23 protein-coding genes are annotated in these 24,328 nt (G+C 63.1%); 12 read left to right on the top strand and 11 right to left on the bottom strand.

Annotation, left to right across the window (positions count from 1 at the left end; genetic code table 11):
• Positions 1–52: 52 nt before the first annotated feature.
• Positions 53–445 (top strand): MerR family transcriptional regulator, encoded by a 393-nt coding sequence (locus BFP93_RS21790; RefSeq protein ID WP_057721728.1) that lies wholly within the window; start codon positions 53–55, stop codon positions 443–445.
• A gap of 16 nt (positions 446–461) precedes the next feature.
• Complete coding sequence (locus BFP93_RS21785; RefSeq protein WP_065884893.1) at positions 462–1,361, top strand: hydroxymethylglutaryl-CoA lyase; 900 nt, start codon at positions 462–464, stop codon at positions 1,359–1,361.
• 540 nt (positions 1,362–1,901) lie between these two features.
• Here the strand turns inward: BFP93_RS21785 and BFP93_RS21780 are convergent.
• Positions 1,902–3,539: an AMP-binding protein gene (locus BFP93_RS21780; protein WP_065894892.1), complete on the bottom strand. Its 1,638-nt coding sequence runs from the start codon at positions 3,537–3,539 to the stop codon at positions 1,902–1,904.
• Positions 3,540–3,688: 149 nt separating this feature from the next.
• Here BFP93_RS21780 and BFP93_RS21775 point away from each other — a divergent pair, with 149 nt between their 5' ends.
• From BFP93_RS21775 to BFP93_RS21760, 4 genes are read left to right on the top strand one after another with little or no spacing between them, the layout of a single operon-like run.
• Positions 3,689–4,852, top strand: coding sequence for an isovaleryl-CoA dehydrogenase (locus BFP93_RS21775; RefSeq protein WP_065894891.1), 1,164 nt, complete (start codon positions 3,689–3,691; stop codon positions 4,850–4,852).
• Between the two features lie 11 nt (positions 4,853–4,863).
• A complete protein-coding gene (locus BFP93_RS21770; RefSeq protein ID WP_065894890.1) occupies positions 4,864–6,471 on the top strand; it encodes a carboxyl transferase domain-containing protein in 1,608 nt (535 codons plus the stop codon).
• Between the two features lie 15 nt (positions 6,472–6,486).
• Positions 6,487–7,293, top strand: a complete 807-nt coding sequence (locus BFP93_RS21765) for a gamma-carboxygeranoyl-CoA hydratase (protein WP_065894889.1) — start codon at positions 6,487–6,489, stop codon at positions 7,291–7,293.
• Positions 7,290–9,215, top strand: coding sequence for an acetyl/propionyl/methylcrotonyl-CoA carboxylase subunit alpha (locus tag BFP93_RS21760; RefSeq protein WP_065894888.1), 1,926 nt, complete (start codon positions 7,290–7,292; stop codon positions 9,213–9,215). The genes BFP93_RS21765 and BFP93_RS21760 overlap by 4 nt, the downstream gene beginning before the upstream one ends.
• On the opposite strand, the gene BFP93_RS21755 is transcribed toward BFP93_RS21760, so the two are convergent.
• On the bottom strand, positions 9,212–9,847 hold the full coding sequence (locus BFP93_RS21755) for a LexA family protein (RefSeq protein WP_065894986.1): 636 nt from the start codon (positions 9,845–9,847) through the stop codon (positions 9,212–9,214). The genes BFP93_RS21760 and BFP93_RS21755 overlap by 4 nt on opposite strands.
• A 129-nt stretch (positions 9,848–9,976) precedes the next feature.
• Between BFP93_RS21755 and BFP93_RS21750 the strand changes: the two genes are divergently transcribed.
• On the top strand, positions 9,977–10,327 hold the full coding sequence (locus BFP93_RS21750; RefSeq protein ID WP_065894887.1) for a DUF6124 family protein: 351 nt from the start codon (positions 9,977–9,979) through the stop codon (positions 10,325–10,327).
• A 464-nt stretch (positions 10,328–10,791) separates the two neighbouring features.
• Entirely contained in the window at positions 10,792–11,943 is a 1,152-nt protein-coding gene (locus BFP93_RS21745) for a M14 family metallopeptidase (RefSeq protein WP_065894886.1), read from the top strand.
• 17 nt (positions 11,944–11,960) lie between these two features.
• Here BFP93_RS21745 and BFP93_RS21740 read toward each other — a convergent pair whose 3' ends face one another.
• Together BFP93_RS21740 and BFP93_RS21735 are read right to left on the bottom strand one after the other, a co-directional pair.
• Positions 11,961–12,500, bottom strand: coding sequence for a cytochrome b (locus tag BFP93_RS21740; RefSeq protein ID WP_065894885.1), 540 nt, complete (start codon positions 12,498–12,500; stop codon positions 11,961–11,963).
• A complete protein-coding gene (locus BFP93_RS21735; RefSeq protein ID WP_065894884.1) occupies positions 12,497–13,579 on the bottom strand; it encodes a catalase family peroxidase in 1,083 nt (360 codons plus the stop codon). The genes BFP93_RS21740 and BFP93_RS21735 overlap by 4 nt, the downstream gene beginning before the upstream one ends.
• 191 nt (positions 13,580–13,770) lie before the next feature.
• Here BFP93_RS21735 and BFP93_RS21730 point away from each other — a divergent pair, with 191 nt between their 5' ends.
• Together BFP93_RS21730 and BFP93_RS21725 are read left to right on the top strand one after the other, a co-directional pair.
• A complete protein-coding gene (locus BFP93_RS21730; RefSeq protein WP_065894883.1) occupies positions 13,771–14,277 on the top strand; it encodes an RNA polymerase sigma factor in 507 nt (168 codons plus the stop codon).
• Positions 14,274–15,011 carry an anti-sigma factor family protein gene (locus BFP93_RS21725; protein ID WP_065894882.1) on the top strand — a complete coding sequence of 246 codons (738 nt, stop codon included), beginning with the start codon at positions 14,274–14,276 and terminating at the stop codon, positions 15,009–15,011. Before BFP93_RS21730 ends, BFP93_RS21725 begins: the two co-directional genes overlap by 4 nt.
• Here BFP93_RS21725 and BFP93_RS21720 read toward each other — a convergent pair.
• From BFP93_RS21720 to BFP93_RS21690, 7 genes are all read right to left on the bottom strand, one after another.
• A complete protein-coding gene (locus BFP93_RS21720) occupies positions 15,008–15,997 on the bottom strand; it encodes a Csu type fimbrial protein (RefSeq protein WP_065894881.1) in 990 nt (329 codons plus the stop codon). The genes BFP93_RS21725 and BFP93_RS21720 overlap by 4 nt on opposite strands.
• A 23-nt stretch (positions 15,998–16,020) precedes the next feature.
• On the bottom strand, positions 16,021–18,369 hold the full coding sequence (locus BFP93_RS21715; RefSeq protein WP_065894985.1) for a fimbria/pilus outer membrane usher protein: 2,349 nt from the start codon (positions 18,367–18,369) through the stop codon (positions 16,021–16,023).
• A gap of 72 nt (positions 18,370–18,441) precedes the next feature.
• Positions 18,442–19,230: a fimbrial biogenesis chaperone gene (locus BFP93_RS21710; protein WP_065894880.1), complete on the bottom strand. Its 789-nt coding sequence runs from the start codon at positions 19,228–19,230 to the stop codon at positions 18,442–18,444.
• A gap of 25 nt (positions 19,231–19,255) precedes the next feature.
• Positions 19,256–19,744, bottom strand: coding sequence for a Csu type fimbrial protein (locus BFP93_RS21705; protein WP_065894879.1), 489 nt, complete (start codon positions 19,742–19,744; stop codon positions 19,256–19,258).
• Between the two features lie 2 nt (positions 19,745–19,746).
• Positions 19,747–20,289: a Csu type fimbrial protein gene (locus BFP93_RS21700; protein WP_065894984.1), complete on the bottom strand. Its 543-nt coding sequence runs from the start codon at positions 20,287–20,289 to the stop codon at positions 19,747–19,749.
• An 18-nt stretch (positions 20,290–20,307) separates the two neighbouring features.
• Positions 20,308–20,844 carry a Csu type fimbrial protein gene (locus tag BFP93_RS21695; RefSeq protein ID WP_065894878.1) on the bottom strand — a complete coding sequence of 179 codons (537 nt, stop codon included), beginning with the start codon at positions 20,842–20,844 and terminating at the stop codon, positions 20,308–20,310.
• The gene (locus BFP93_RS21690) at positions 20,838–21,329 is read right to left on the bottom strand and encodes a Csu type fimbrial protein (protein ID WP_083205711.1); all 492 of its coding nucleotides are present in this window, start codon (positions 21,327–21,329) and stop codon (positions 20,838–20,840) included. The genes BFP93_RS21695 and BFP93_RS21690 overlap by 7 nt, the downstream gene beginning before the upstream one ends.
• A gap of 222 nt (positions 21,330–21,551) precedes the next feature.
• Here BFP93_RS21690 and zapE point away from each other — a divergent pair, with 222 nt between their 5' ends.
• Both zapE and BFP93_RS21680 read left to right on the top strand, forming a co-directional pair.
• Entirely contained in the window at positions 21,552–22,646 is a 1,095-nt protein-coding gene (gene zapE, locus BFP93_RS21685; RefSeq protein WP_065894876.1) for a cell division protein ZapE, read from the top strand.
• Positions 22,647–22,686: 40 nt separating this feature from the next.
• The gene (locus BFP93_RS21680) at positions 22,687–23,976 is read left to right on the top strand and encodes a protein kinase (protein WP_065894983.1); all 1,290 of its coding nucleotides are present in this window, start codon (positions 22,687–22,689) and stop codon (positions 23,974–23,976) included.
• The last annotated feature ends 352 nt before the right edge of the window (positions 23,977–24,328 follow it).

Genomic DNA, 24,328 nt, shown 5'->3' with positions numbered 1-24,328 from the left:
GTTCACGTCAACCTGCCATTAGCTTAGCCCCAGGACTTTCTCGAGCACCCCCATGAGCACCACCTACAGCATCTCCGACCTCGCCCGCGAGCTCGACATCACCACCCGCGCCATTCGCTTCTACGAGGAGCAAGGCCTGCTCGCCCCCGAACGCCGCGGCCAGGAGCGCATCTACTCGGCGCGGGACAAGGTCAGCCTCAAGCTGATCCTGCGCGGCAAGCGCATCGGCTTTTCCCTGGCCGAATGCCGCGAGCTGATCGAGCTCTACGACCCCACCAGCGGCAACCACATTCAACTCAACAGCATGCTGGCAAAGATCGCCGAGCGCCGTGAACAGCTTGAGCAACAGTTGCTGGATATCGAACAAATGAAGCTGGAACTGGACACCGCCGAAGAGCGGTGCACCCAGGCCCTGGCACACACCATGCGCCAGGCCGGCCATTAACCAGAAGGTAACCGCCATGACCCTCCCCTCACACGTACGCCTGGTGGAAGTCGGCCCGCGCGACGGATTGCAGAACGAAGCCCAACCGATCAGCGTAGCCGACAAGGTGCGGTTGGTGGACGCCTTGAGTGCCGCCGGCCTGGGCTATATCGAGGTCGGCAGTTTCGTGTCGCCCAAATGGGTGCCGCAGATGGCCGGCTCCGCCGAGGTGTTCGCGCAGATCCAGCGCAAGCCAGGCGTGACCTATGGCGCGCTGGCGCCAAACCTGCGCGGTTTTGAAGATGCACTGGCGGCCGGGGTCAAGGAAGTCGCGGTATTTGCGGCGGCGTCAGAAGCGTTTTCCCAACGCAATATCAACTGCTCCATCAGCGAGAGCCTGGAGCGGTTTGCGCCGATCATGGCCGCGGCCCGGCAGCACGGCGTCAGCGTGCGCGGGTATGTGTCGTGTGTGCTGGGTTGCCCCTACGAAGGGGATATTGCTGCGGAACAGGTGGCGGCGGTCGCCCGCGAACTGTATGCCATGGGCTGCTACGAAGTGTCCCTGGGCGACACGATCGGCACCGGCACGGCGGGCGCGACACGGCGGCTGTTCGAGGTGGTCGGCGCACAGGTGCCGCGCGACAAGCTCGCCGGGCATTTCCACGACACCTACGGCCAGGCGATCGCCAACATCTACGCCAGCCTGCTGGAAGGCATCCAGGTGTTCGACAGCTCTATCGCGGGCCTCGGCGGCTGTCCTTATGCCAAGGGCGCGAGCGGTAACGTCGCCACCGAAGATGTGGTGTACCTGCTCAATGGACTGGGGATCGACACCGGCATCGACCTGGAGCGCCTGATTGGCGCGGGCCAGCAGATCAGTCAGGTGCTGGGACGGGCAAGCGGATCGCGGGTGGCGAAGGCGCGTAATCTCGGTTGAGTAGCACAGCTGTGACAATGTGTTACCGCAGCCCGACATAACGGGTAACGCGGGAACATAATCCGCCGCCCATCCAAAAAAATAGACCATGGCAAAAAATCAAGTCATTGATTTTAAAGGGCTTTAAAAAGTTGGCACGGCTTCTGCTATCTCTATGGCATAACAAGAATAAAAAGCACCAAACCTAATAAAAATAAGACGAAACGACTCTGACATAACAAAAACAACACGGCAGAGACGCAGCTAACAGATTTTTTTGGAGAAGATGTGCTTTGCAGGGTACGGCGTGCCGAAACCCGCAACCGGTTAGAGAAAAATAAAACTACCTCAGGTAGCTACCCACTGGTTGGATCGTTTACGAAAAAGCAGATCAGCGCTCAAAAAAATACGTTTGCTCTTGACCCCGGATGGGGGTCGCCACAACAGCGGTACGGGTCACGGCTACCAAAAACAACAACAGGCCGCCCCTCAATAATAAAAAAAGAGCACGCAACGACAAATTAAAGGGGACCTTCGGGTCCCCTTTGTGCTTTCTGTGTGTTATTGCGAGAGTGTTTGCAACTCTTCGATTGAGATCTCGCGCATGCGGAACTTCTGGATCTTGCCCGTCACCGTCATCGGAAACGCGTCCACGAACTTGAAATGCCTGGGCATCTTGAAGTGGGCGATGCGGCCCTTGCACCAAGTCTGCAGTTCCAGCTCGCTCGCCACCTGCCCCGGGTGGAACTTGATCCAGGCGACGATTTCCTCACCGTAGCGTTCATCGGGGATACCGATGATCTGCACATCGGCCACGGCCGGATGGGTGAAGAAAAACTCCTCAAGCTCCCGTGGATATACGTTCTCGCCACCGCGAATGATCATGTCCTTGTTGCGCCCGACGATGCTCACATAACCGTGCTCGTCCATGGTCGCCAAGTCGCCGGTGTGCATCCATCCCTCCTCATCGACGGCATCGCGGGTGCCTTCTGGGTTGTTCCAATAGCCGAGCATCACGCTATAGCCGCGCGTGCATAGCTCGCCGATTTCACCGCGTGGCACGGTGTTGCCATCAGCGTCGATGATCCTGTTTTCCAGCTGCGGCTGGGTGCGACCTACGGTGGTCACGCGGCGCTCCAGATCGTCGTCGGCTCCGGTCTGCAACGACACCGGGCTGGTTTCGGTCATGCCATAGGCAATCTGCACTTCGCGCATGTGCAGCTCGCCAATGACCCGGCGCATCACCTCGATCGGGCAGGTTGAGCCGGCCATGATCCCGGTACGCAGGCTGGACAAGTCGAACTCGCCCAGGCGTGGGTGATCGAGCAGCGCGATAAACATGGTCGGTACGCCGTACAGGCCGCTGGCGCGCTCTTCGGCGACGGCGGTCAGCGTCAGCAGGGGGTCGAAGCCGTCGTTGGGATAGATCATGGTGGTGCCGTGGGTGATGCAACCGAGGTTACCCATCACCATGCCAAAACAGTGGTACAGCGGCACGGGAATGACTAAACGGTCCTGCGCGGCAAGCCCGAGGCTTTCGCCGACCATGTAGCCGTTATTGAGGATATTGTGGTGACTGAGGGTAGCGCCCTTGGGGAAGCCGGTGGTGCCGGAGGTGTATTGGATGTTCACGGGTTGGTCGAAGTGCAGGCTGGCCTGGCGACTGTGCAAGTGCCCGGGCGGGACATCGGCACCGAGCGCCGACAGTTGCGACCAGGGCATGAATGCGGGCGGCGGATTGGGGTCCAGGCTGATGAGGCCACGCAGGTCGGGCTTCAGCGCCTGGAGCATGGCGTGGTAATCGGAGGTCTTGAACGCACCGGCACACACCAGCCACTGGCAGCCGGATTGCTTGAGCACGTAGTCCAATTCACTACTGCGGTACGCCGGATTGATATTGACCAGGATCACCCCGAGTTTCGCGCTCGCCACCTGGCAGACCAGCCATTCGGCGCAATTGGGTGCCCAGATGCCCAGGCGGTCGCCGGTTTGCATGCCCAGGGCGAGGAACGCCCGCGCGTGCAGATCAACCGTCTCGGCCAGCTCTCGCCAGGTGTAGCGTCGCTGTTGGTGACGGACCACCAAGGCTTCGCCATCAGGATACTGCGCAGCGGTAAGATCGAACGCCTCGCCAATGGTCATGGCCAGCAAGGCTTTGTCCTGGGAGCCACGGCTGTAGCTCGGATTCGGTTGATCCATAACGACCCCGGTTGTCTTTTTTGTAGGTTGACGTAAACGTAAACTACGATTGACAGCGCCGCAACGCAAGCTTACGTTAACGTAAAGGTCAGCGCCCTCCCCCGCGCGTGCCTACACAACAACAAAAGCTCACATTAAGGTGCCTGTCCATGAGTTACCCGTCCCTGAACTTCGCCCTCGGCGAAACCATCGACATGCTGCGCGACCAGGTGCAGTCCTTCGTGGCCAAGGAAATCGCGCCCCGCGCAGCCCAGATCGATATCGACAACCTGTTTCCCGCTGACCTGTGGCGCAAGTTCGGCGACATGGGCCTGCTGGGCATCACCGTGCCGGAGGAGTACGGCGGCGCGGGCCTGGGTTACCTGGCGCATGTGGTGAGCATGGAAGAAATCAGCCGTGGCTCGGCCTCGGTGGCGTTGTCCTACGGCGCCCACTCCAACCTGTGCGTCAACCAGATCAACCGCAATGGCACCCACGCCCAGAAACTCAAGTACCTGCCCAAGTTGATCAGCGGCGAGCACATCGGCGCCCTGGCCATGAGCGAGCCGAATGCCGGTTCCGACGTGGTGTCGATGAAACTGCGCGCCGACAAGCGCGGTGACGCCTACGTGCTCAACGGCAGCAAGACCTGGATCACCAACGGCCCCGACGCCCACACCTACGTGATCTACGCCAAGACCGATGTGGAAAAGGGCGCCCATGGCATCACCGCATTCATCGTCGAGCGTGACTGGACAGGCTTCAGCCGCAGCAGCAAGTTCGACAAGCTGGGCATGCGCGGCTCCAACACCTGCGAGCTGTTTTTCGATGACGTGCACGTCCCCGAGGAAAACATCCTCGGCGTGCTCAACGGCGGCGTCAAAGTGCTGATGAGCGGCCTCGATTACGAACGCGTGGTGCTCTCCGGCGGCCCCACCGGAATCATGCAGGCCTGCATGGACCTGATCGTGCCCTACATCCACGACCGCAAGCAGTTCGGCCAGAGCATCGGCGAGTTCCAGCTGATCCAGGGCAAGGTCGCCGATATGTACACCCAGCTCAACGCCAGCCGCGCCTACCTCTACGCTGTGGCCCAGGCGTGCGAGCGCGGCGAGACCACGCGCAAGGACGCCGCTGGCGTGATCCTGTACAGCGCCGAACGCGCTACGCAAATGGCCCTGGATGCGATCCAGATTCTGGGCGGCAACGGCTACATCAATGAATTCCCCGCCGGGCGCCTGTTGCGTGATGCCAAGCTGTACGAAATCGGCGCCGGTACCAGTGAGATTCGAAGGATGTTGATCGGTCGCGAACTGTTCAACGAAACCCGCTGAAGGAGCTGCTCATGGCTACCCTGCATACCCAGCTCAATCCGCGCTCGGCGGAGTTCGCCGTCAACAGTGCAGCGATGCGCCAACAGGTCGACGCGCTGCACGCCCTGCTCGCGCAGGTACAACAAGGAGGCGGCGCCAAGGCCCAGGAGCGGCATACCTCGCGCGGCAAACTGCTGCCGCGTGAGCGCATCAATCGTTTGCTCGACCCAGGCTCGCCGTTCCTCGAATTGAGCCAGTTGGCCGCCCATCAGGTGTACGGCGAAGACGTGCCTGCCGCCGGCGTGATTGCCGGTATCGGCCGCGTGGAAGGCGTCGAGTGCATGATCGTCGCCAACGATGCAACCGTGAAAGGCGGCTCCTACTACCCGTTGACGGTCAAGAAGCACTTGCGCGCCCAGACCATCGCCGAGCAGAACCGCCTGCCGTGCATTTACCTGGTGGACTCCGGCGGTGCCAACCTGCCGCGCCAGGACGAAGTCTTCCCGGACCGCGAGCACTTCGGGCGGATCTTCTTCAACCAGGCGAATATGAGCGCTCAGGGCATCCCGCAGATCGCCGTGGTGATGGGCTCCTGCACCGCCGGTGGCGCCTATGTGCCGGCCATGGCCGACGAAGCGATCATGGTGCGCCAGCAGGCGACTATCTTCCTCGCCGGCCCGCCGCTGGTGAAGGCCGCCACCGGCGAAGTGGTGAGCGCCGAAGACCTCGGCGGCGCCGATGTGCACTGCCGGATTTCCGGCGTGGCCGACCACTACGCCGACAACGATGAACATGCCCTGGCCCTGGCCCGCCGCAGCGTGGCCAACCTCAATTGGCGCAAGCTGGGCGAGTTGCGCCAACGCACGCCCGTCGCGCCGTTGTACAGCGGCGAAGAGCTGTATGGCGTGATCCCGGCCGATGCCAAGCAGCCGTTCGACGTGCGCGAAGTGATTGCACGGCTGGTGGACGGTTCGGTGTTCGATGAGTTCAAGGCGCTGTTCGGCACCACGCTGGTGTGCGGCTTTGCGCACCTGCACGGTTACCCGGTGGCGATCCTGGCCAACAACGGAATCCTGTTCGCCGAAGCCGCGCAAAAAGGCGCGCACTTTATCGAACTGGCCTGCCAGCGCAGGATTCCGTTGCTGTTCCTGCAGAACATCACCGGCTTCATGGTCGGCCAGAAATACGAAGCCGGCGGCATCGCCAAGCACGGCGCCAAACTGGTCACGGCGGTAGCCTGCGCCAAGGTGCCGAAGTTCACGGTGATCATCGGCGGCAGTTTCGGTGCCGGCAACTACGGCATGTGCGGCCGCGCCTATGACCCGCGCTTTTTGTGGATGTGGCCCAACGCACGCATCGGCGTGATGGGCGCCGAACAGGCGGCGGGCGTGCTGGTGCAGGTCAAGCGCGAGCAGGCCGAGCGCGCCGGCAACCCGTTCAGTGCCGAGGAAGAATCGGCGATCAAGCAGCCGATCCTCGACCAGTACGAAACCCAGGGCCATCCGTACTACTCCAGCGCACGCCTGTGGGATGACGGCGTCATCGACCCGTTGCAGACCCGCGACGTGCTGGCCCTGGCGCTGTCCGCCGCCCTCAATGCGCCTATCGAGCCGAGCCGCTTCGGCGTGTTCCGCATGTAATCGGAGCTGTATTCCATGAGCGATTTCAACACCCTCGAACTGATCACCGACAGCCGTGGCTTTGCCACGCTGTGGCTCAGTCGTGAAGCCAAGAACAACGCGTTCAACGCCCAAATGATCCGCGAACTGATCATCGCCCTCGACCACGTCCAGGGCGACCCGTCCCTGCGCTTTCTGGTGTTGCGCGGGCGCGGCAAGCACTTCAGCGCCGGCGCCGATCTGGCCTGGATGCAGCAGTCGGCCGAGCTGGATTACCACACCAACCTGGACGACGCCCGGGAACTGGCCGAGTTGATGTACAACCTGGCCAAGCTGAAAATCCCCACCCTGGCGGTGGTACAAGGCGCCGCTTACGGCGGCGCGCTGGGCTTGATCAGTTGCTGTGACATGGCGATTGGCGCCGATGACGCGCAGTTCTGTCTGTCGGAAGTGCGTATCGGCCTGGCACCGGCGGTGATCAGCCCATTCGTGGTGCAGGCCATCGGTGAACGCGCAGCCCGTCGCTATGCGTTGACGGCCGAGCGATTCGACGGCCAGCGTGCGCGAGAGATCGGCCTGTTGGCGGAAAGCTACCCGCTCGAGACGTTGGAGCAACGGGTGGATGAGTGGATCGCCAACCTGCTGCACAACAGCCCGGCGGCGATGCGTTCGAGCAAAGACTTATTGCGTGAGGTGGGCAGCGGTGCCCTTACCCCGGCACTGCGGCGTTACTGTGAAAACGCTATCGCGCGTATTCGGGTCAGTGCCGAGGGCCAGGAAGGCTTGCGCGCCTTTCTGCAAAAACGCGCACCCAGCTGGCAATCCAAGGAGCCGCACCCATGAGCCCACTGACAAGCGTGCTGGTGGCCAACCGTGGCGAAATCGCCTGCCGAATCATGCGCACCGCCAAGGCGATGGGCCTGACCACCGTGGCTGTGCACAGTGCAATCGACCGTGATGCGCGGCACAGCCGCGAAGCCGATATTCGTGTCGACCTGGGCGGCAGCAAGGCCACCGACAGTTACCTGCAGATCGATAAACTGATCGCCGCCGCCCACGCCAGCGGCGCCCAGGCGATTCATCCAGGCTACGGGTTTCTATCGGAAAACGCCGGGTTCGCTCGGGCCGTCGAGGCAGCGGGCTTGATCTTCCTCGGCCCGCCCGCCTCGGCCATTGACGCCATGGGCAGCAAGTCGGCGGCCAAGGCGCTGATGGAAACCGCCGGTGTGCCGCTGGTGCCGGGCTATCACGGCGAAGCCCAGGACCTGGAGACCTTCCGCGCGGCCTGCGCGCGTATCGGTTACCCGGTGCTGCTCAAGGCCACGGCCGGCGGCGGCGGCAAGGGCATGAAAGTGGTCGAGGACGTCAGCCAGCTGGCAGAAGCCCTCGCCTCCGCCCAGCGTGAGGCGCTGTCGTCTTTTGGCAACGGGCAAATGCTGGTGGAGAAATACCTGCTCAAACCGCGCCATGTGGAAATCCAGGTATTTGCCGATCAACACGGCAACTGCCTGTACCTCAATGAGCGCGATTGCTCGATCCAGCGGCGTCATCAAAAGGTCGTGGAAGAAGCCCCCGCGCCGGGACTCGGTGCCGGGCAGCGCAAGGCCATGGGCGAAGCGGCGGTACGTGCGGCGCAGGCAATTGGTTACGTGGGCGCGGGGACCGTGGAGTTCCTGCTGGATGCGCGCGGCGAGTTTTTCTTCATGGAGATGAACACCCGCCTGCAGGTCGAGCATCCGGTCACCGAGGCGATTACCGGCCTCGACCTGGTGGCCTGGCAGATCCGCGTGGCCCAGGGCGAGGTGCTGCCGATCAGCCAGGCAGAGGTACCGCTGAAGGGGCATGCGATTGAGGTCAGGCTGTATGCCGAAGACCCGGCCACTGATTTCCTGCCCGCCACCGGACGGCTGGCCCTGTACCGCGAGTCCAGGCCCGGCCCGGGGCGGCGCGTGGACAGCGGCGTCGAGCAAGGGGACAGTGTTTCGCCGTTCTACGACCCGATGCTCGGCAAGTTGATTGCCTGGGGCGAGGACCGTGAACAGGCGCGGCTGCGGTTGCTGAGTATGCTCGACGAATTTGCGGTGGGCGGGCTCAAGACCAACCTGGGCTTCCTGCGGCGCATCATTGGCCATCCGGCCTTTGCCGCCGCCGAGCTGGATACCGGGTTTATTCCGCGCTATCAGGCTGAGCTGCTGCCGGTGGCCGGGGCGTTGAGCGATGAGTTCTGGCAGGCGGCAGGTTCGGCCTTTATGCGAACCTTGCCGGCCGGTGACGGGCCGTGGGCCGCGACCCACGGCTTTCGCGCGGGGCTGCCGGCGCAGGTTTCACTGCATTTGAGCTGTAATGGCCAGGATCGACTGGTCACGCTGGCCGGGCCATCGTCGTCACTCATGGACGAGCAACTGGTCATCGAACACCAGGGTATCCGTCGTGCCCATCTGGCCGTGCGCAATGAAGGCACGGTGTACCTGCGCTGGGATGGCGAGATGCAGGCGGTCAGCCTGTTCGACCCGATTGCGGCGGCCGAGGCCGGTCACACCGATCAAGGTGGCCTTAGCGCCCCCATGAACGGCAGCATTGTGCGCGTGCTGGTGGACATCGGCCAACGCGTCGAAGCCGGTGCGCAGCTGGTGGTACTTGAAGCGATGAAGATGGAACACAGCATCCGCGCGCCCGAGGCGGGCGTGGTCAAGGCCTTGTTTTGCCAGGAGGGCGAGATGGTCGCCGAAGGCAGTGCGCTGGTGGAACTGGAGCCGGCGCACTAGAACTTCGCCATGGCTTGCACGACCACGCCCAGGATGCGGCAATCATCGGTGAACAGCAGTTTGGGGTAAGTGGGATTGAGCGGCACCAGGTAAAGCTGGCCGCTGTCCGCCTGCAACTGGCGAAAGGTCGCCTGGGGGTTGTCCAGCCATTGCGCAACCACCAGTTTGCCGGGCTGCGCCTCGATGGCCGGATCGACCAGGATCAGCATGCCTGCGCTGATGCTCAGGCCAGTGGGCGCAGTCATGGCGTCGCCGATCACCGGCAGCCAGAAGGCGTCGCCGTGGGCATGGTAATCGGTCAATTCAAAGCGTTCCGGCCCATAGCTTGCGCGTGCTTCGCGCAGTTCGCACACACCGCCCCAGTCGTTGACCGGGTAGCGAAAATACGGGTTGTAGTGGTGCTCCAGGGCCGCCTGTGTATCTGCCCGCTCACGAATCTCCAGCGCCACCTCAAGGTAGCCCAGCCCCAACTCCGCCAGCACCCGGTTCATATCCGCCAGGCTCGGCACGCGGCGCTTGTTGAGCCAATGACCCACGCCGCCCTGGGACATGCCCAGGCGCTCCGCCAGTTCATCCTGCGTGACCTTGCGGTCTTTCATGTTGGCTCGCACCAACGCTATCCAGTTATCCATGGCACTGACAATACGTTGCGTATTTGCCAGGGCAATAAACAGTTTGTAGTAATCCATGAAACGACATAAATACGATACGTACTATCATCGGTACAAGGTTTTCGACACCCACCCAGAGTACCTCCCCTCATGACGACGAGCCCGTATCACCTGCCTGAAATACCTGAAAACACCGAGCTGCACGACATGCGCTGCAGCGGCGCCGCACAGCGCGCGCTGGACTACTATTTGAAAGAAGAAATGTCTGCGCCGGACTCGGACCCGAGCTTTTTCACCCTCAAGCCGGGCATCAGCCAGGAGGAAGCGCTGGTGCACGCCTCCGACCTGCTGCGCAGCGCGGCGGCAACCGCCTACGAGTCGGCGAGCAGCCATCAGGGCAATCAGCGTGACCTGGCATTTTCGGTGGTGTATTTGATTGATATGGCGAAGGCGATGGTGGAGCGGTCGTTGCGAGCGCCGAACGCTCAGGCAAACGGATGACGGGCGCAGGCGAAAAATATTTCTATCGAACGGATAAAAACATTTGACTTGCAAATGATAATGATTATTATTGGACCCAGCTGATCGCGAGATCAGTCGATAGACCAAGAGCCCTTAGGTCGGACTCTTGGAATATCTCCTCATCAGGCTAATCACGGTTTTTGACCCGGCTCTTTGGCCGGGTCTTTTTTTTGCCAGTTGTTCTGGCATGGCTTCAGGCTAATGAAGACTGTGTGTTGCTTGATGGCGCGGATGGTAGCAAAAGACCACTGCGTAAAGAAAGCCGCAGCCAGGCTTCAGCCCATTTCTTCACGATTTAGCGCTTGAGAATCAATCTCATAGACCCTAAGCTGCCGCAGCGTCACGGATGACGCCCCCTCCCCCGTGCAACAATTTTGCTTCCAGTCATTGCCTGCCGCCTGTGTAAGATAGCCGCCACAACCTCATATTCAGGCAACCAGACTATGACCGTGGCCTTGACGTCCATCAAAATCAGCACCGACTTCGACAGCGGCAATATCCAGGTCCTGGATGCCAGCGATGCCTACCAGTTGCTGCTGGCAATCAAACCCGACACCCGTAGCCAACACTACCAGTGGTTCCACTTCAAGGCCGAAGGCATGCATGTGGGGCACACCCACACATTTCGCCTGAGCAACGCGGGCCGGTCATCCTACAAGCATGCATGGACCGGCTATAACGCCGTGGCGTCCTACGACCACGTCAATTGGTTCCGCGTGCCATCGCGCTTTGATGGCGAAATCCTGCATATCAGCCTCCAGACCCGGGAAAAACACGCGTGGTTCGCCTACTTCGAACCCTACAGCCGTGAACGCCACGACTGGTTGATCGAACAGGCGCTGAAGTACGCCGGCGTCAAGCTGCTGGCCACCGGTAAAAGTGTCGAGGGCCGTGATATCCAACTGCTGCGCCGTGGCAAAGGCGGCGAAGGCCGCCGCAAGGTCTGGATCATCGCCCAGCAGCACCCCGGCGAACACATGGCCGAATGGTTTATGGAGGGCGTGATCGAACGCCTGCAACAGAGCGGTGACACCGAGTTGAAAAAGCTCCTGGCCGTCGCCGACCTGTACCTGGTGCCCAACATGAACCCCGACGGCGCATTTCATGGCCACCTGCGTACCAACGCCATGGGCCAGGACCTCAACCGCGCTTGGCAGAGCGCCAGCCAGGAACTCAGCCCGGAAGTCCTGTTCGTGCAACAGCAGATGGAAAAATATGGCGTCGACCTGTTCCTCGATATCCACGGCGACGAAGAAATCCCCTACGTGTTCACCGCCGGCTGTGAAGGCAACCCCGGCTACAATCCGCGTATCGAAGCCCTGGAAAAGCACTTCCGCAGTCACCTGAGCCAACTGACCCGTGACTTTCAGACCACCTACGGCTACACCCGCGATCTGCCGGGCGAAGCCAATATGACCCTGGCGTGCAATGCGGTCGGTGAACAGTACAACTGCCTGTCACTGACCCTGGAGATGCCGTTCAAGGACAACGACGACGCGCCCAACGCGAAAACCGGTTGGTCCGGTGATCGCTCCAGGCAACTGGGCAAGGATGTCCTGAGCAGCGTGGCCGATATCATCGGCCACGTGCGTTGACTATCGGTCAAAGCTGATCAGTGGCGGGTGCCGGTCATGCTTTGCAGCACGCCGTCGCGGCGAATCAACCCGTGGAACAGCGCGGCCGCCAGATGCACCAGCACCGTCAGGAACAGCAGGTAGGCAAGATAACCATGGGCCTTGCGCAACAGCGCAAACAACGGTGCATTCGCCGAGACCAATGCCGGCAGTTGCACGGAACTGCTGAGCATCACCGGGTCACCGGCCGCCGAAATCATTGCCCAGCCCAACAACGGCAACACCAGCATCAAGCCATACAACACCCAGTGAGACGCTTTGGCCGCGAGCACTTGCCAGCGCGGCAAGTCAGCCGGCAGCGGCGGTTGGCGCGTGGAAAAACGCACCACCAGGCGCACGATGACCAGCGCCAGAATGGCGATGCCCAGCGGCTTGTGCAGGTGAATCAGCCACTCGTGGCGCTCGGACACCGACGCCGCCAGGCCCGCGCCGATAAACAGCATGGCGATGACCATCAACGCCATCAGCCAGTGCAGCAAACGCGCCAGCGGGACGAAAAAGCGTGGTTGAACTTTCATGGCTTCGACTCCTGGGAGGCACTGTGCAACGGGCTGACTTCACCGGCGCGGCGCAGGTAGGAACTGGCATAGGCCGCCGAGCGGGCCGCCAGCAGCGGGTCATTGGACGCCTCGATACCGCTGGGCAGAATCAGCGGGTCGAAGTTGATATCGCGGCAATCGCCGTCGGCTTGTGGCTGGCTGCTCTGCAGCACCAGGGTGCCGGCGGTGACTACCTTGTGCGCGCCGGTCCAGGTCTTGCTGGCGTCATCGAGCGGGTCGCCGGGATTGGCCAGCGTCATGTTCAACTGCCACTGCAGCGGCCCCGCAGCCAGGCGCTGCACCAGGTCTTTTTCCAGGAAGTCGCCACCCTCAGGCGCGGTATCGCCCGCTGCATCCTGGCTCTGTGGCACCACGGACCAGCGCACGGCCTGGCGTTTGCCGTCGGCGCTCACCAGGTAAAACGCGTTGATGCCGTTATAGGTTTCGGTCGCGTAACTGGCCGATGGCCTGGCGGTTTTGACCCAGGCCAGAAACGGTGCTGTCTCCGGGTGGGCGGCGAAAAACGCCGGCATGCTCGCGGGGTTCGGCTTGCCGGTGGCCGGGTCCGGCGCGCCGGCCTTGAGCAATTGGTAGAACGCCTCGGGCGTGCCCACCGGGAACACCGGCATGCTGTTCATCCCGGTGCGCCACTGCTGGCCGTTGGCCTGGCTGAACTGCACGGCAAAACTGCGGATCGGCACACTGCTGTCCGGCGCGTAAGGGTTGCCGCTGGGCAAGGCGAAACGCCCGATCACCGGGGTTTTCGCCTCGTTGAACACCTGGGCGCTGGAGTAGGTGCGCACCTCGGGATTGCTCTCGAAGTAGCCGGCCACGCACACGCCCTTGGCATGGTTACGCCGAAACCCCGGGTGCACGCCGTTATTGGTTTCAAGGGCATTGACCAGGGTTTTTGGCCGCAGACGCTGTGGGTCGAGGGTGCCGTTGACGTAGGCAAATGCCCCGGCAACAACGGCAACCACGGCACCGATACCCGCGAGTCGCGCGATCAGGCTCGCAGTGCTTAACGGAGGACGGGGCGGTGGTGAGTGATCTACCATGAATGAACTCCAGGGCCTGAGGCCTTAGGGGGTGAAACATAAGGTCGGAGCATTGAGACGCACGCCGATACACTCTATTCCCTGGCCGCATTTTATTTTTCGGCCCATGGAATAACCTTCGGCGCCGAACGTCTCTCCAGTCACAGCCAGTCACAGCCAGTCACAGCAGCGTAGCAACCAGCCGGACACCCATGCACGAACTCGACGAACAGTTACGCGAACTCATCCCCAGGCTGCGGCGCTTTGCCGTGTCCCTGACCCGTAACGCCAGCAGCGCCGACGACCTGGTGCAGTCAACCCTGGAACGGGCCATCACCGCCTGGGCCGACAAGCGCATCGAAGGCGACCTGCGCGCGTGGCTGTTTTCGATCCTGTACCGACAATTCCTCGATGCCCATCGACGCAACCGACGCTACGCGCGCATGCTCGAATTCTTCACCGGTCGCGACGATGCGCAGCCCTCGGTGGAGCGTACGGTGATGGCCCAATCCACCCTGCAAGCCTTCGACCAACTCACTGCCGAGCAGCGCGCCCTGCTGCTGTGGGTGTCGGTCGAAGGCTTGAGCTACAAGGAAGTCGCCGAAATACTCGACGTGCCCATCGGTACGGTGATGTCGCGTCTCTCACGCGCCCGCCAGGCCTTGCGTCAACTCAGCGATGGCGAAATTGCCAGCCCTTCCCTGCGGATACTCAAATGATCAGCCTGCCTCCCAGCGAACGTGACTTACACGCCTACGTCGATCACCAGTTGCCGGACAGTGATCGCCGTGTCCTTGAAACCTGGCTGGCGAGCCACCCCGAGGTGGCCGCCCAGGTGCATGCCTGGCAACAGGATGCGCAATTGCTGCGTGCGTCCTTGAGCGGTGCCCTGCAACAACCGGGCAACCCGGCATTGGACCCGGCGCTGATTCGCCAGCGCGTCAAGCATCAATCCCGCCGCCATCTCGCCACTGCGGCGCTGCTGCTGATCGCCGTCAGCCTCGGCGGACTGGGCGGCTGGCACGCCCGCGAGGCCACCCAGCCAGGGCTGTTGCCGATGGCCGATGCGATGCAGGCATACCGTCTGTTTGCCCAGGACGGCATCATGCCCGCCGACTACAACGCTCAGGACCGCAGCACCATGCAGGCCTGGCTCGATCGCTACTTCAACCAGGCCCATCGCTTGCCCGACTTGAGCCAGGCGGGGTTCAAGCCGGTCAGCGGGCGCCTGCTCACCACCGACCAAGGCGCAGCGGCCATGGTGCTGTACGAAGACCCGCAGGGTCGGCGCATCAGTTTCTATATCCGCCCACCGGGCCCGAACAACGGCTTCCTGCCGCGCGGCAGCCGCAGCGCCGACGGCTTGCAGGCCGACTATTGGTCGGGCGGTGGGTACAACTACGCGATGGTCAGTCCCGTGGATCAGGCCAGCCCCGGGCAAATGAAGTTCTAGAAGCCCACGTCCAGCACCACGTTATCCACATAGATACCGGCCGGTGGCGTGGGCTGGTCGGTGTAGATCCTGGCGTTGTAGTTGTACACCTGGCTGCCCGTGCCCAAGCCATTGCCGGGGTTGACCTCGGCCGTGGAGCTGGCCCGCCGCGCCGCGCCAACGCTGCCCCAACGGGTGGTGCCGGCACTTTTGAAGAGGTCGTAGGCCAGGTAGTTGCCGCCGGAAATCATGCGCCGCCGGCCACCGACGCTGACCGCGTTCTGGCCGTCGCTCAAGCCCACGGTGTAGGCGCTGCCCTTGGTGCAGGCAATGTTGATGGTCTGCCCGGTCACGGCGGCGAAACCGCTGACCACCGGCGCGCTGCCGAAGCTGACATTGGGCGCGGTGATCTGGCAGTCATTGGTCACGTTCATGCTGACGGTCAGCGCCGCCGTGCCGCTGCCGATGTCACGCCCCAGGCAGACGCCGCCAAGACCGACTCCCGAGCAGTAGTTCCAGTTCCAGGCGATGTTCAGCGTCTCGGTATACAAGCCGGCGGCGACATTGCTGCCGGTGATGCTGCCCAGGTACAGCGGTACGGTTTTCGCACCCGGGCCTGCGAGCAGCCCGATGATCTGGGCGATACCGCCGGCGCCGCCAAAATCGAACTGCGCCCCCCGGGTGATGGGATAACTGGTGCTGTTGGTGCCATAAATCGTGTAGCCGATCACATCCCCGGTCGGCCCGCGCATGCCGCCCTGAGTCGACGTGATCGTGGCGTAGAAATGGTCGGTCGACACCAGCAGCGAGATCAGCGCCGAGGTGCAGCTCAGCCCGGCATTGGTGGTGGAGCTGGTTTGCGCAGCGGTGCGTACGGTCATCGAACTGATCGAGCCGAAACTGGCCGGTACTGTGGGCGCCACCGAACACACGGCCAATGCCTTGCCCGAACACAACAGCCCCAAGCCAAACAGCCCTACCCCACACAGCCATCCCTTGCCCTTCACCTGGACACTCCCTGTTCAATCCTTCATTGGCAGACCAACGGCCCGATCAGCGGCACGTCCTGTTGCTGCTCATTGATATCGAAACTCGCCTGGCAGCTGCGACCCTCGCCGAGGGTGACGTGCAGCGTGTTGTGGGCGCTGAGGTTTTCCAGATACACCAACCCGTCCCAGCCCACGACTGCCTGGGTGTTGCTCTGTTCATGCACCACCAGGCTGCCCAGCGGCAACTCCTGGTGCTGGCCGTCGACCAGGGTGATGCTCGCGGCGAGCACCCGGCGCAATGGAAACTCCAGCAGGTAGCCGCTGCCACGGCGCACCGACACGCGCTGCTCGACATTCGGGGTCTGCACGTTCGGTGGCAGGTTCAGCGGATCGATTTCATATTTGGCGCGGTAATAGGCACTGCTCCAGGGCACCAGCAAGTGGCCCTTGTGGTCGGTCTCGCCGACCAACTGGTTTTCATAGCGCACCGGAATGCCGGCGAAACCTTGGGTGCTTACCACCACAAAGGCGTCGTTGATCCGGTTGGCGGCGAAGGTGTTACCGCCCATCCACACCAGCGAGCCGCTGGCATCCGCCCAGCGTGTCTGCGCATCGCTGCTGCCGTACACACCGGCCTGCAACTGCACCGATTGCAGGCGCCAGGTCAGGTCGGCCTGGCGATAAGTCGGGGCATCACCCTGGGCGTAGCCGAGGTTGTAGCCCACCCCGCCTTCGCTGGGCACCGCACGGCTGTAGTTGATGCGTTGCCGGCTGGCGCCGTCCTTGCCGCGCTCGGTGCTCAAGGCCAGGCTGCCGTTGAGGTCGAACGGAATCACCAGTTGCGCCTGCATCGCCCAGTTGCTGTCACCGATTTCGCGGTTGGCCGACAGGTACACGCTGGAGTTGCGCCACAGCGGTTTGCTCCAGCTCAGGTTGAGCAGGCGCGTGCGCGAGTCGTCCGCCGCCTGCACGTCGAAATAGCCCAGGCCGAGGCTGCCGAACCGCTCGAGGTTGAGGCTCAGGGTGACTTGCTCGCTGCGCTTGCTGAGGCGAGCGTAGGGCGTGTCGACCAGGGTCAGGTCGGCATACGCGTCGCGCCGTTCGACACGTTGGTACATCAGGCTGTAGCGCGCGCTGTTGTACTGATAGCCCAGGCTCAGTTGCCGGCCGCTGCGGCTGTCGAACCGGCTCTGGCTGACGGCGGTATTGAGCACGCCGAAATTGCCCAGGCGCAGGTTGCCGCCGAGCCCGCCGAGGGTCAGGTCGCTGGAGGCTTCGGCGTGGCTTTCCAGGGTCAGGTTGTCGGAATAGCCGTAGCGGAACGTACCGCTGGCCACGCCCGGCCCGTAGCCGAAATCGCGCAGGGTGTAATCGCGACGCAAGGTCCCGGCGGCCACGGAAAAATCCGTCAAGCCGTGTTGCAGCAAGGTGCTGGTGACATAGAAGGGAACGGTGGTCGACACCTGGCGACCGAGGGCGTCGGTGGTGACCACCACGGCCTCACCGGCACCATTGATGAACGGGATGTTGGTCAGGGTGTACGGCCCGGGTTGCAGCTGCGCGCTTTCGGTCTTGTAGCCGTTGATGAACAGGTCGACCGACGAGGGCACCGCCGCCTCGCCGGCAAATTGCGGCAAGGGGTACGTCACCAGGTCCGGACGCACGGCAAAGTCCCGCGACAGTTGCACCCCGCCCAGGCGCACCGAGCTGCTCCAGGGCAACGCAGCGCTGATCACGTCGCCGGCCTCGTAGGTGAGCAGCCGCTCATCATCGGAGAAGCGCCAAGTGGTGTCGTAGCGCCGATAACCATTGTTGAGCGTGCTGTTGCTGATGCCATTGGACAGGGTCTGGCGCAGTTGCCCGGTGTTGGACAAGGTGCCCCAGTTATCGAACAGGCGCACCTCGTTCCAGGCCGCAAGGTAACTGCCGCCCTCGTCGGTGTCGTTGAAATACACGTCATAGTTGAGCAAGGCGCCGAAGCTGCTCATGGCCTGGGTGCGCGGGTAGGTGTTGCGGTTGCCGATGAACTGCTCCTGCAACCAGGACGGTGGCACATCCAGCAGCAGGCGCTGGCCATTGCTGTCGTAATCACTGTGCAGGCCAGGCACGGTGTCCAGGGCCACGCTGCCATCAGGATCTCCCGGCAGCTTCATGCCCACGTCCTGCAAGGCGCTGGCGGGCACGAAGAGCTGCCCGGCGCGTTGCTCGACCGCGATGACCCGGCCGGTGTCCATCTGGTTGACCACCAATTGCAGAAACAGCTGTGCATCGGCGACCGCCTCCATGCTGCTTGGCGGCGGCGGCAGATCGCCCGCTACCGCAGCGCCCCACAACCCGCTTACCACTGCCATCGATGGCCATATACCACGAGCCCAACCACGACTCACCATGGCGTTGCGTCCTTCAATGGACATCTCCATCCTGTTAAAACCCGGGCTTGCACCCGTCCCGCGACACACCGTTTACCGTGTCGGCGCAAGGCTCTCCACTTGCGTCGCGCCGTTGATCCTGACCTGCAGCGGCTGATCGCCCGGCACATCGCCCGGCATCGGCCAGCGCATGGTCGCCCCCGGCAATACGTAGCCAAGCAGCCCTTCCACCAGCGGCCGGGTCTGGCCGCCCTGTTTGAACGAGGCATCGGTCAACCGCGCATGCACGGCGCCCTGGTTACGCACCTCGATATAGCTGCGCCCGGCCACGTTGACCTTCTTCCAGCTCAACTGCGGCTGCCCGGCGCCCGTGGGGTCGCGCTGGCGGGTGGCGTCGTCCTTGCTCCACAGGCCGGCGCCGTAGGCAAACAACGGCACCGAATAGCGCATCTGGAAACGAATCGCCGCCGCCGTATTCTTGCCCTCCGGTGGCGCGGGCACCTGCAGCGCCGAGGGAATTTCATCGATGATGATGCGATAGGCCAACTCCCGGCCTGGCGGCACTTCACGGGTGCGGGTCAGGCGCACCAGTTGCTTCTGCCCGGGTTCGATCCTGGCCACCGGCGGGCTGCCGATCACATCGCGCTGGTTCTGGTACTGCTCGTCGAAGCCGTTCTGGCTCCAGGCAAACACGCGCACCTGCAGGTTGGCCGTCTCGCTGCCACGGTTCTCCAGCCACAGCGCGCTGGCCTGTTGGTCGGCCTCCAGCACCGGGTCGATGGGCCAGATCAGCACCGAGCTGGCCGCCTGCACAAGCCCGCTCGTGCACAGGGCACCCAGGACAACACCCGCGGCCCACAGCCGCCGGGAAGGTGAACGCATAAAACCACTCCTTATTTCCATAGCCCTACCACGACAGCTGCACCTGCAACGTGTCGCTGTACGTCCCCCCAGGCTGATTGCCCGGCAGTACCACCCGCCCGTAGATCGGCAGGCTGATGGTGTTTGCATCGCTGTAGCTCACGCTGATGCTCTGGCCGATCCCCAGGCTCTGGCTGAACGCCGCATCGCGAAACAGTTGGTAAGCCACCTGCGCGCTGCCGCTGTTGTGCAGCAAATTGCGCCCGGTGCCGCTGTGCAACCCGCCGTCGACGCTCATGCTCAGCGCCACGCCCGGCGTACATTGCAGGGTCACGCCGCCGGTAAGGGCCGCCGTCACCGTGCTGGTGGCCAGGGCCGAATAGCTGCCATAGGTCAGCGTGCCGTAGTTGCTCGCGCTGCCCACGATCAGGCAACCCGGCGTGATGGTCGCGCTGACCTGGAAGCTCTGGCTGGTCACCGCCGACAACGGCAGTGGCAACGCCAGCCCACAGGCCAACCACACCCTGAGCCACATCGTCAGAACGTCAGCTCCACGGCCACGGTGTCGGTGTAGACGCCCGCCGGCAGGCCCGGCTTGCCCACCGCGCGGCCATACAAGCCTACGGTTTGCGCGACACCGGTACTGGCGGCGAGGGTAATCACGCCATCGATCGCCAGCAGCGAGGAGAAACCGCTGTCGGTGTAGAAGTCATAGGGCACGAAATTACCCGCGCCATCGGCCAATGCGCGAGTACCACCCGGCGATGCGCCGTCATGGGCACCGGCGCGCACTTTGACGGCCGGTGTGGTGCCGGCCGAACACAGGATCGACAACGCACCGCCGGTGCCGGTGCCGCCCAGCAACTGGGCGTTGGCGCTGGTGAACAGGCTGTTGGTGGTACCGAAGTTGAGGCTACCGAAGTTCAACCCGGTCGCCGCACCGGAGCCGTTGACCTGGCAGCTGGCAATCAAGGTCAGGCTGGAGCTGATCTGCCCGGTCACGGTGGTCGCCGCGTTGAGGCTGGAGGCCATCGCCAGGCCCAGGGCGCAGACGCCCAATCGAGATACGAGTACATGCATGATATCCATCCTCATGGTTTACCAATCCAGAGTCACCGTCAGGGTGTCTGTGTAGATGCCGGCCGGTAGGGCCCTGGTATTCGCCACCACGGAGCCGAAGACCGGGATCGGTACCTGGGCGTCGTGGGTCATGGCGAAGTTTCGTTGCTCACCGATGCTGTAGGCGCTGCGACCCAGAGGGTCTGCCCACAGCTGATAGGGAATGGACTGGCGACCGTTGCTCAGGCGCCGCGTGATGCCGTCGCCATTGGTGCCACCGTCGATGGTCACGGTGAAACTGTTGGCCACCGAGGGGCTGCAGGACACCGACAAGGGGGTTTTGTCGCCGGCGGAAACGGCCGCGCCCAGGGTATCGTTCCACGTCGGGCCCTGGCTGCCGAAATCCAGCATCGCAGTGCCGCCTTCGGGCGTCACGGGCGCCATGTCGACGCTCTTGTTGACCTCGCAACTGGCGGTGATCACCAACTGCGCCTGAATCTGCCCGCTGGCAGCGGCCGCGTGCGCGTCTTCGGCCAGCAACAGCAGAGCCGTTACGGCCAGGTAGCGGATTACCATGTGACCGTAACCTTGAGCAGGTCGGAATAACGGCCGACGGCGGGGATGTCCTTGAGCGGCTCGATACGGCCGAACAGCGGCAGGTCGACGGAGCCGCTGTCCGGCACGCGACCGCTGACCGGCACATCCACCGGCAACGGGATCAACCGCGCGGCGTCGGCATAAATGCGATAGGGGATGGGCTTGCTCGCCGGCGCGCCATTGGCCAGAAAACGCACTTCGCCAACGCCGCCATGCAGGCCGCCGTCAACGCGCACTTGATAGGGTGTATCGGGATTGCATTCCAGGCGTGGCTGGCGCTGGCTGATCAGCGCCGCACTCAAGGGCCCGGCCGGGTCATCCAGACGCGAGCCGCTGCCGAAATCCAACACGCCAAGCTGCTCGATGCCCGCAGTGCGCGTGGTACCCACCAACTGGCAACCGCGCTGCACATCGATGCGCACCACCACTTGGACCTGCGCCGCAAACACCGTGTTGCAGAGCATCATGCCCATGACTGCCAATACTGTGCGTTCCTTCACTGCCCCAAATCCTTATACAGGGGTGGCTCCTGCGTATAAGGGTAGCCACTTGGGGAAAATCTGCCAGTCTGGTCAGAAATACCCCTGCGTTCGGCTGTTACGGGAGGGCTGGCTGCCGCCTGGGTATTGGTCAAATCGTGGCGAGCGTCCTACAGTGAGCGACCACCGAAACAAGAGTGACGCGCCTTGACCGTGCTTTCCCTGATCCGTCGCCTGCTGGGCACCACCCCCCAACAGGCGGGCGCATCGCCCATCCGTGCATTTTTCCGGCACAAGGCTGAGCAGCAGGGCTATACCCTCAGCGCCGGACAGACCCGCGCCATTGCCGCGCTGGCCCGCGAAACCGAACACCTGCTCAGCGGCCGGCCCGCCCGCAGCCTGTACCTGCACGGCCCGGTTGGACGCGGCAAAAGCTGGCTGCTCGATGGTTTTTTCCAGGCGCTGCCGATTGCCGAGAAGCAGCGCGTGCACTTTCACGACTTTTTCGCTGAGCTGCACCGGGGCATGTTCCAACACCGCGCGCAGGACGACGCGCTGGCCGTGGCCCTGGACGAACGGCTGGCGGACTGTCGCGTCCTGTGTTTCGACGAATTCCATGTGCACGATATCGGCGATGCGATGCTCATCAGCCGTTTGTTCAAGGCCTTGTTCCAGCGCGGTGTGCTGGTGCTGGTGACGTCCAACTATGCGCCCGAGGGCCTGCTGCCCAACCCGTTGTATCACCAGCGCTTCAAGCCGGTGATCGACCTGATCGCGGCGCGCATGGACGTGCTGGAAGTCAGTGCCCCCGAGGACTTCCGCCGCCTGCCCCAGGCCCATGCCGAGCAGCGCTTCAGCACGGGCCGGTACCTCTGGCCAGGCAGCGTGGCGCAACGTGAGGCGCTCGGGCTGCCTGCCGCCGATTGCCCGGCGTTGCCCCTGACCGTTGGCAACCGGCAATTGCAGTGCCGCCGCCGTGAAGCACGCAGCATCGCCTTTACCTTCGGCGACCTGTGCGAACAGCTCACCGCCGTGATGGATTATCTGCTGCTGTGCCAGGACTTCGACCACTGGATCATCGACGGTCTGCCCCACCTCGCCGACTGCCCGATCGCCGTGCAGCAACGGTTTATCAATCTGGTGGACGTGCTTTACGACCGCGACAAACAGCTGACCCTGATCGGCGCGCAGCCACTGGAGCAGGCCCTGGGCGGCAAGGCCATCGACCTTGCACGTACCGCCAGCCGCCTGGGGCAATTACGCCAGTGCGGCACGCAAGTCGCGCGCGACCCGGTATCATGAGCGCCTTTTCACGCCCCCTTGTCGAGTGACCGCGCCGTTGATCAATACCCTCGCCCAACTCAAGGCCGGCCAATTGGCCGGCACTACCCGCCTGGACCTGGCCTGCGGTTTGACCGAATTCCCCCGGGAAATCTTCGAACTGGCCGACTCGCTGGAAATCCTCAACCTCACGGGCAACGCCTTGAGCAGCCTGCCGGACGACCTGCACCGCCTGCGGCACCTGCGCGTGCTGTTCTGCTCGGACAACGCCTTCACCGAACTGCCTGAATGCCTGGGCCGCTGCGCCCAGTTGAGCATGATCGGCTTCAAGGCCAACCGCATCGAGCGGGTATCGGCAGCCGCTCTGCCGCCGCAATTGCGCTGGCTGATCCTCACCGACAACTGCATCAGCCAATTGCCCGACGAACTCGGCCAACGCCCGCTGCTGCAAAAGCTGATGCTGGCCGGCAACCAACTGACGCAGCTGCCGCCCAGCCTGGCCCAGTGCGAAAACCTTGAATTGATCCGCATCGCGTCCAACCGCCTGACCCACCTGCCGCAGTGGCTGCTGACCCTGCCGAGCCTGACGTGGCTGGCGTACGCCGGCAATCCGGTGGAAATGGCCGTTGAGGTGACGGCCGACGGAACACCGGACATTCCCTGGGCCGAACTGCAACTGGGCGAAGTGCTCGGCGAAGGGGCGTCGGGGATTATTCGCAAGGCGCTGTGGAAACCCCGGGCGTTGCCGGTCGCGGTCAAACTGTACAAAGGCAGCATCACCAGCGACGGTTCACCGCTGCATGAAATGCAAGCGTGCATCGCCGCCGGGCTGCATCCCAACCTGATCAAGGTCGAAGGCCGCGTCAGCGATCACCCCGATGACCAGGCTGCACTGGTGATGGACCTGATCGACCCGAGTTACCGCAACCTCGCGGCGTTGCCAAGCCTGGCGTCCTGCACGCGGGACATCTACGCACCCGACACCCGTTTCAGCCTGGACGTGGCACTGCGCATGGCGCGCGGTATCGCCTCAGTCGCCGCGCACCTGCACCGGCACGGCATTACCCACGGCGACCTGTATGGCCACAATATTTTATGGAATGCGGCGGGTGATTGTTTGCTTGGGGACTTTGGCGCGGCGTCCTTCCATGCCACGGCGGACACCGCGGAAACCAAAGCGCTGCAGCGCATTGAAGTACGCGCGTTCGGCGTGCTGCTGGGGGAGTTGCTGGAGCGGGTCGAGGGCGCAGTTGCGGATGAGCTGGTTGATCTGCAAATCCGCTGCTGTCAGCCACAGGTGCTGGCGCGACCGAGTTTCGACGAGATCGAAGTCCTGCTGAGTGCGCTCTGACACCATGGCCTACCCTGAGGCCAGTCAGTTCAAGGCTTTTTTGTAGGAGCGAGGGGGGCGCCTAGCTCTTGCTCGCGAAAAACCCACAGGCACCGCGTTCATTCAGGACGCACACGTTATCGTTGACGTTTTTCGCGAGCAAGCTCGCTCCTACACAACGCAGCCGCGCCACCCGTAACCACGATGCGCAGCGAGTCGCTCTTGATCTTGATCTCAGGCGCCCCGTTAAACCACGCTGGCCGAACGCAGGCTTGAATACGTGGGCAACCCGGCAGGACGCCGGGTTAGCCGCACTGGGCCAGGGATGGCCCATTGCGGCGGCCCACGGATTCAAGCCTGCGTTCGGGCACAC

Origin of the sequence: Pseudomonas sp. 44 R 15 (assembly GCF_900004965.1) — a bacterium.
GTDB lineage: Bacteria > Pseudomonadota > Gammaproteobacteria > Pseudomonadales > Pseudomonadaceae > Aquipseudomonas > Aquipseudomonas orientalis_A.
The sequence above is the reverse complement of the archived record's forward strand: the minus strand, read 5'-3'. Positions and strand labels throughout refer to the sequence as shown.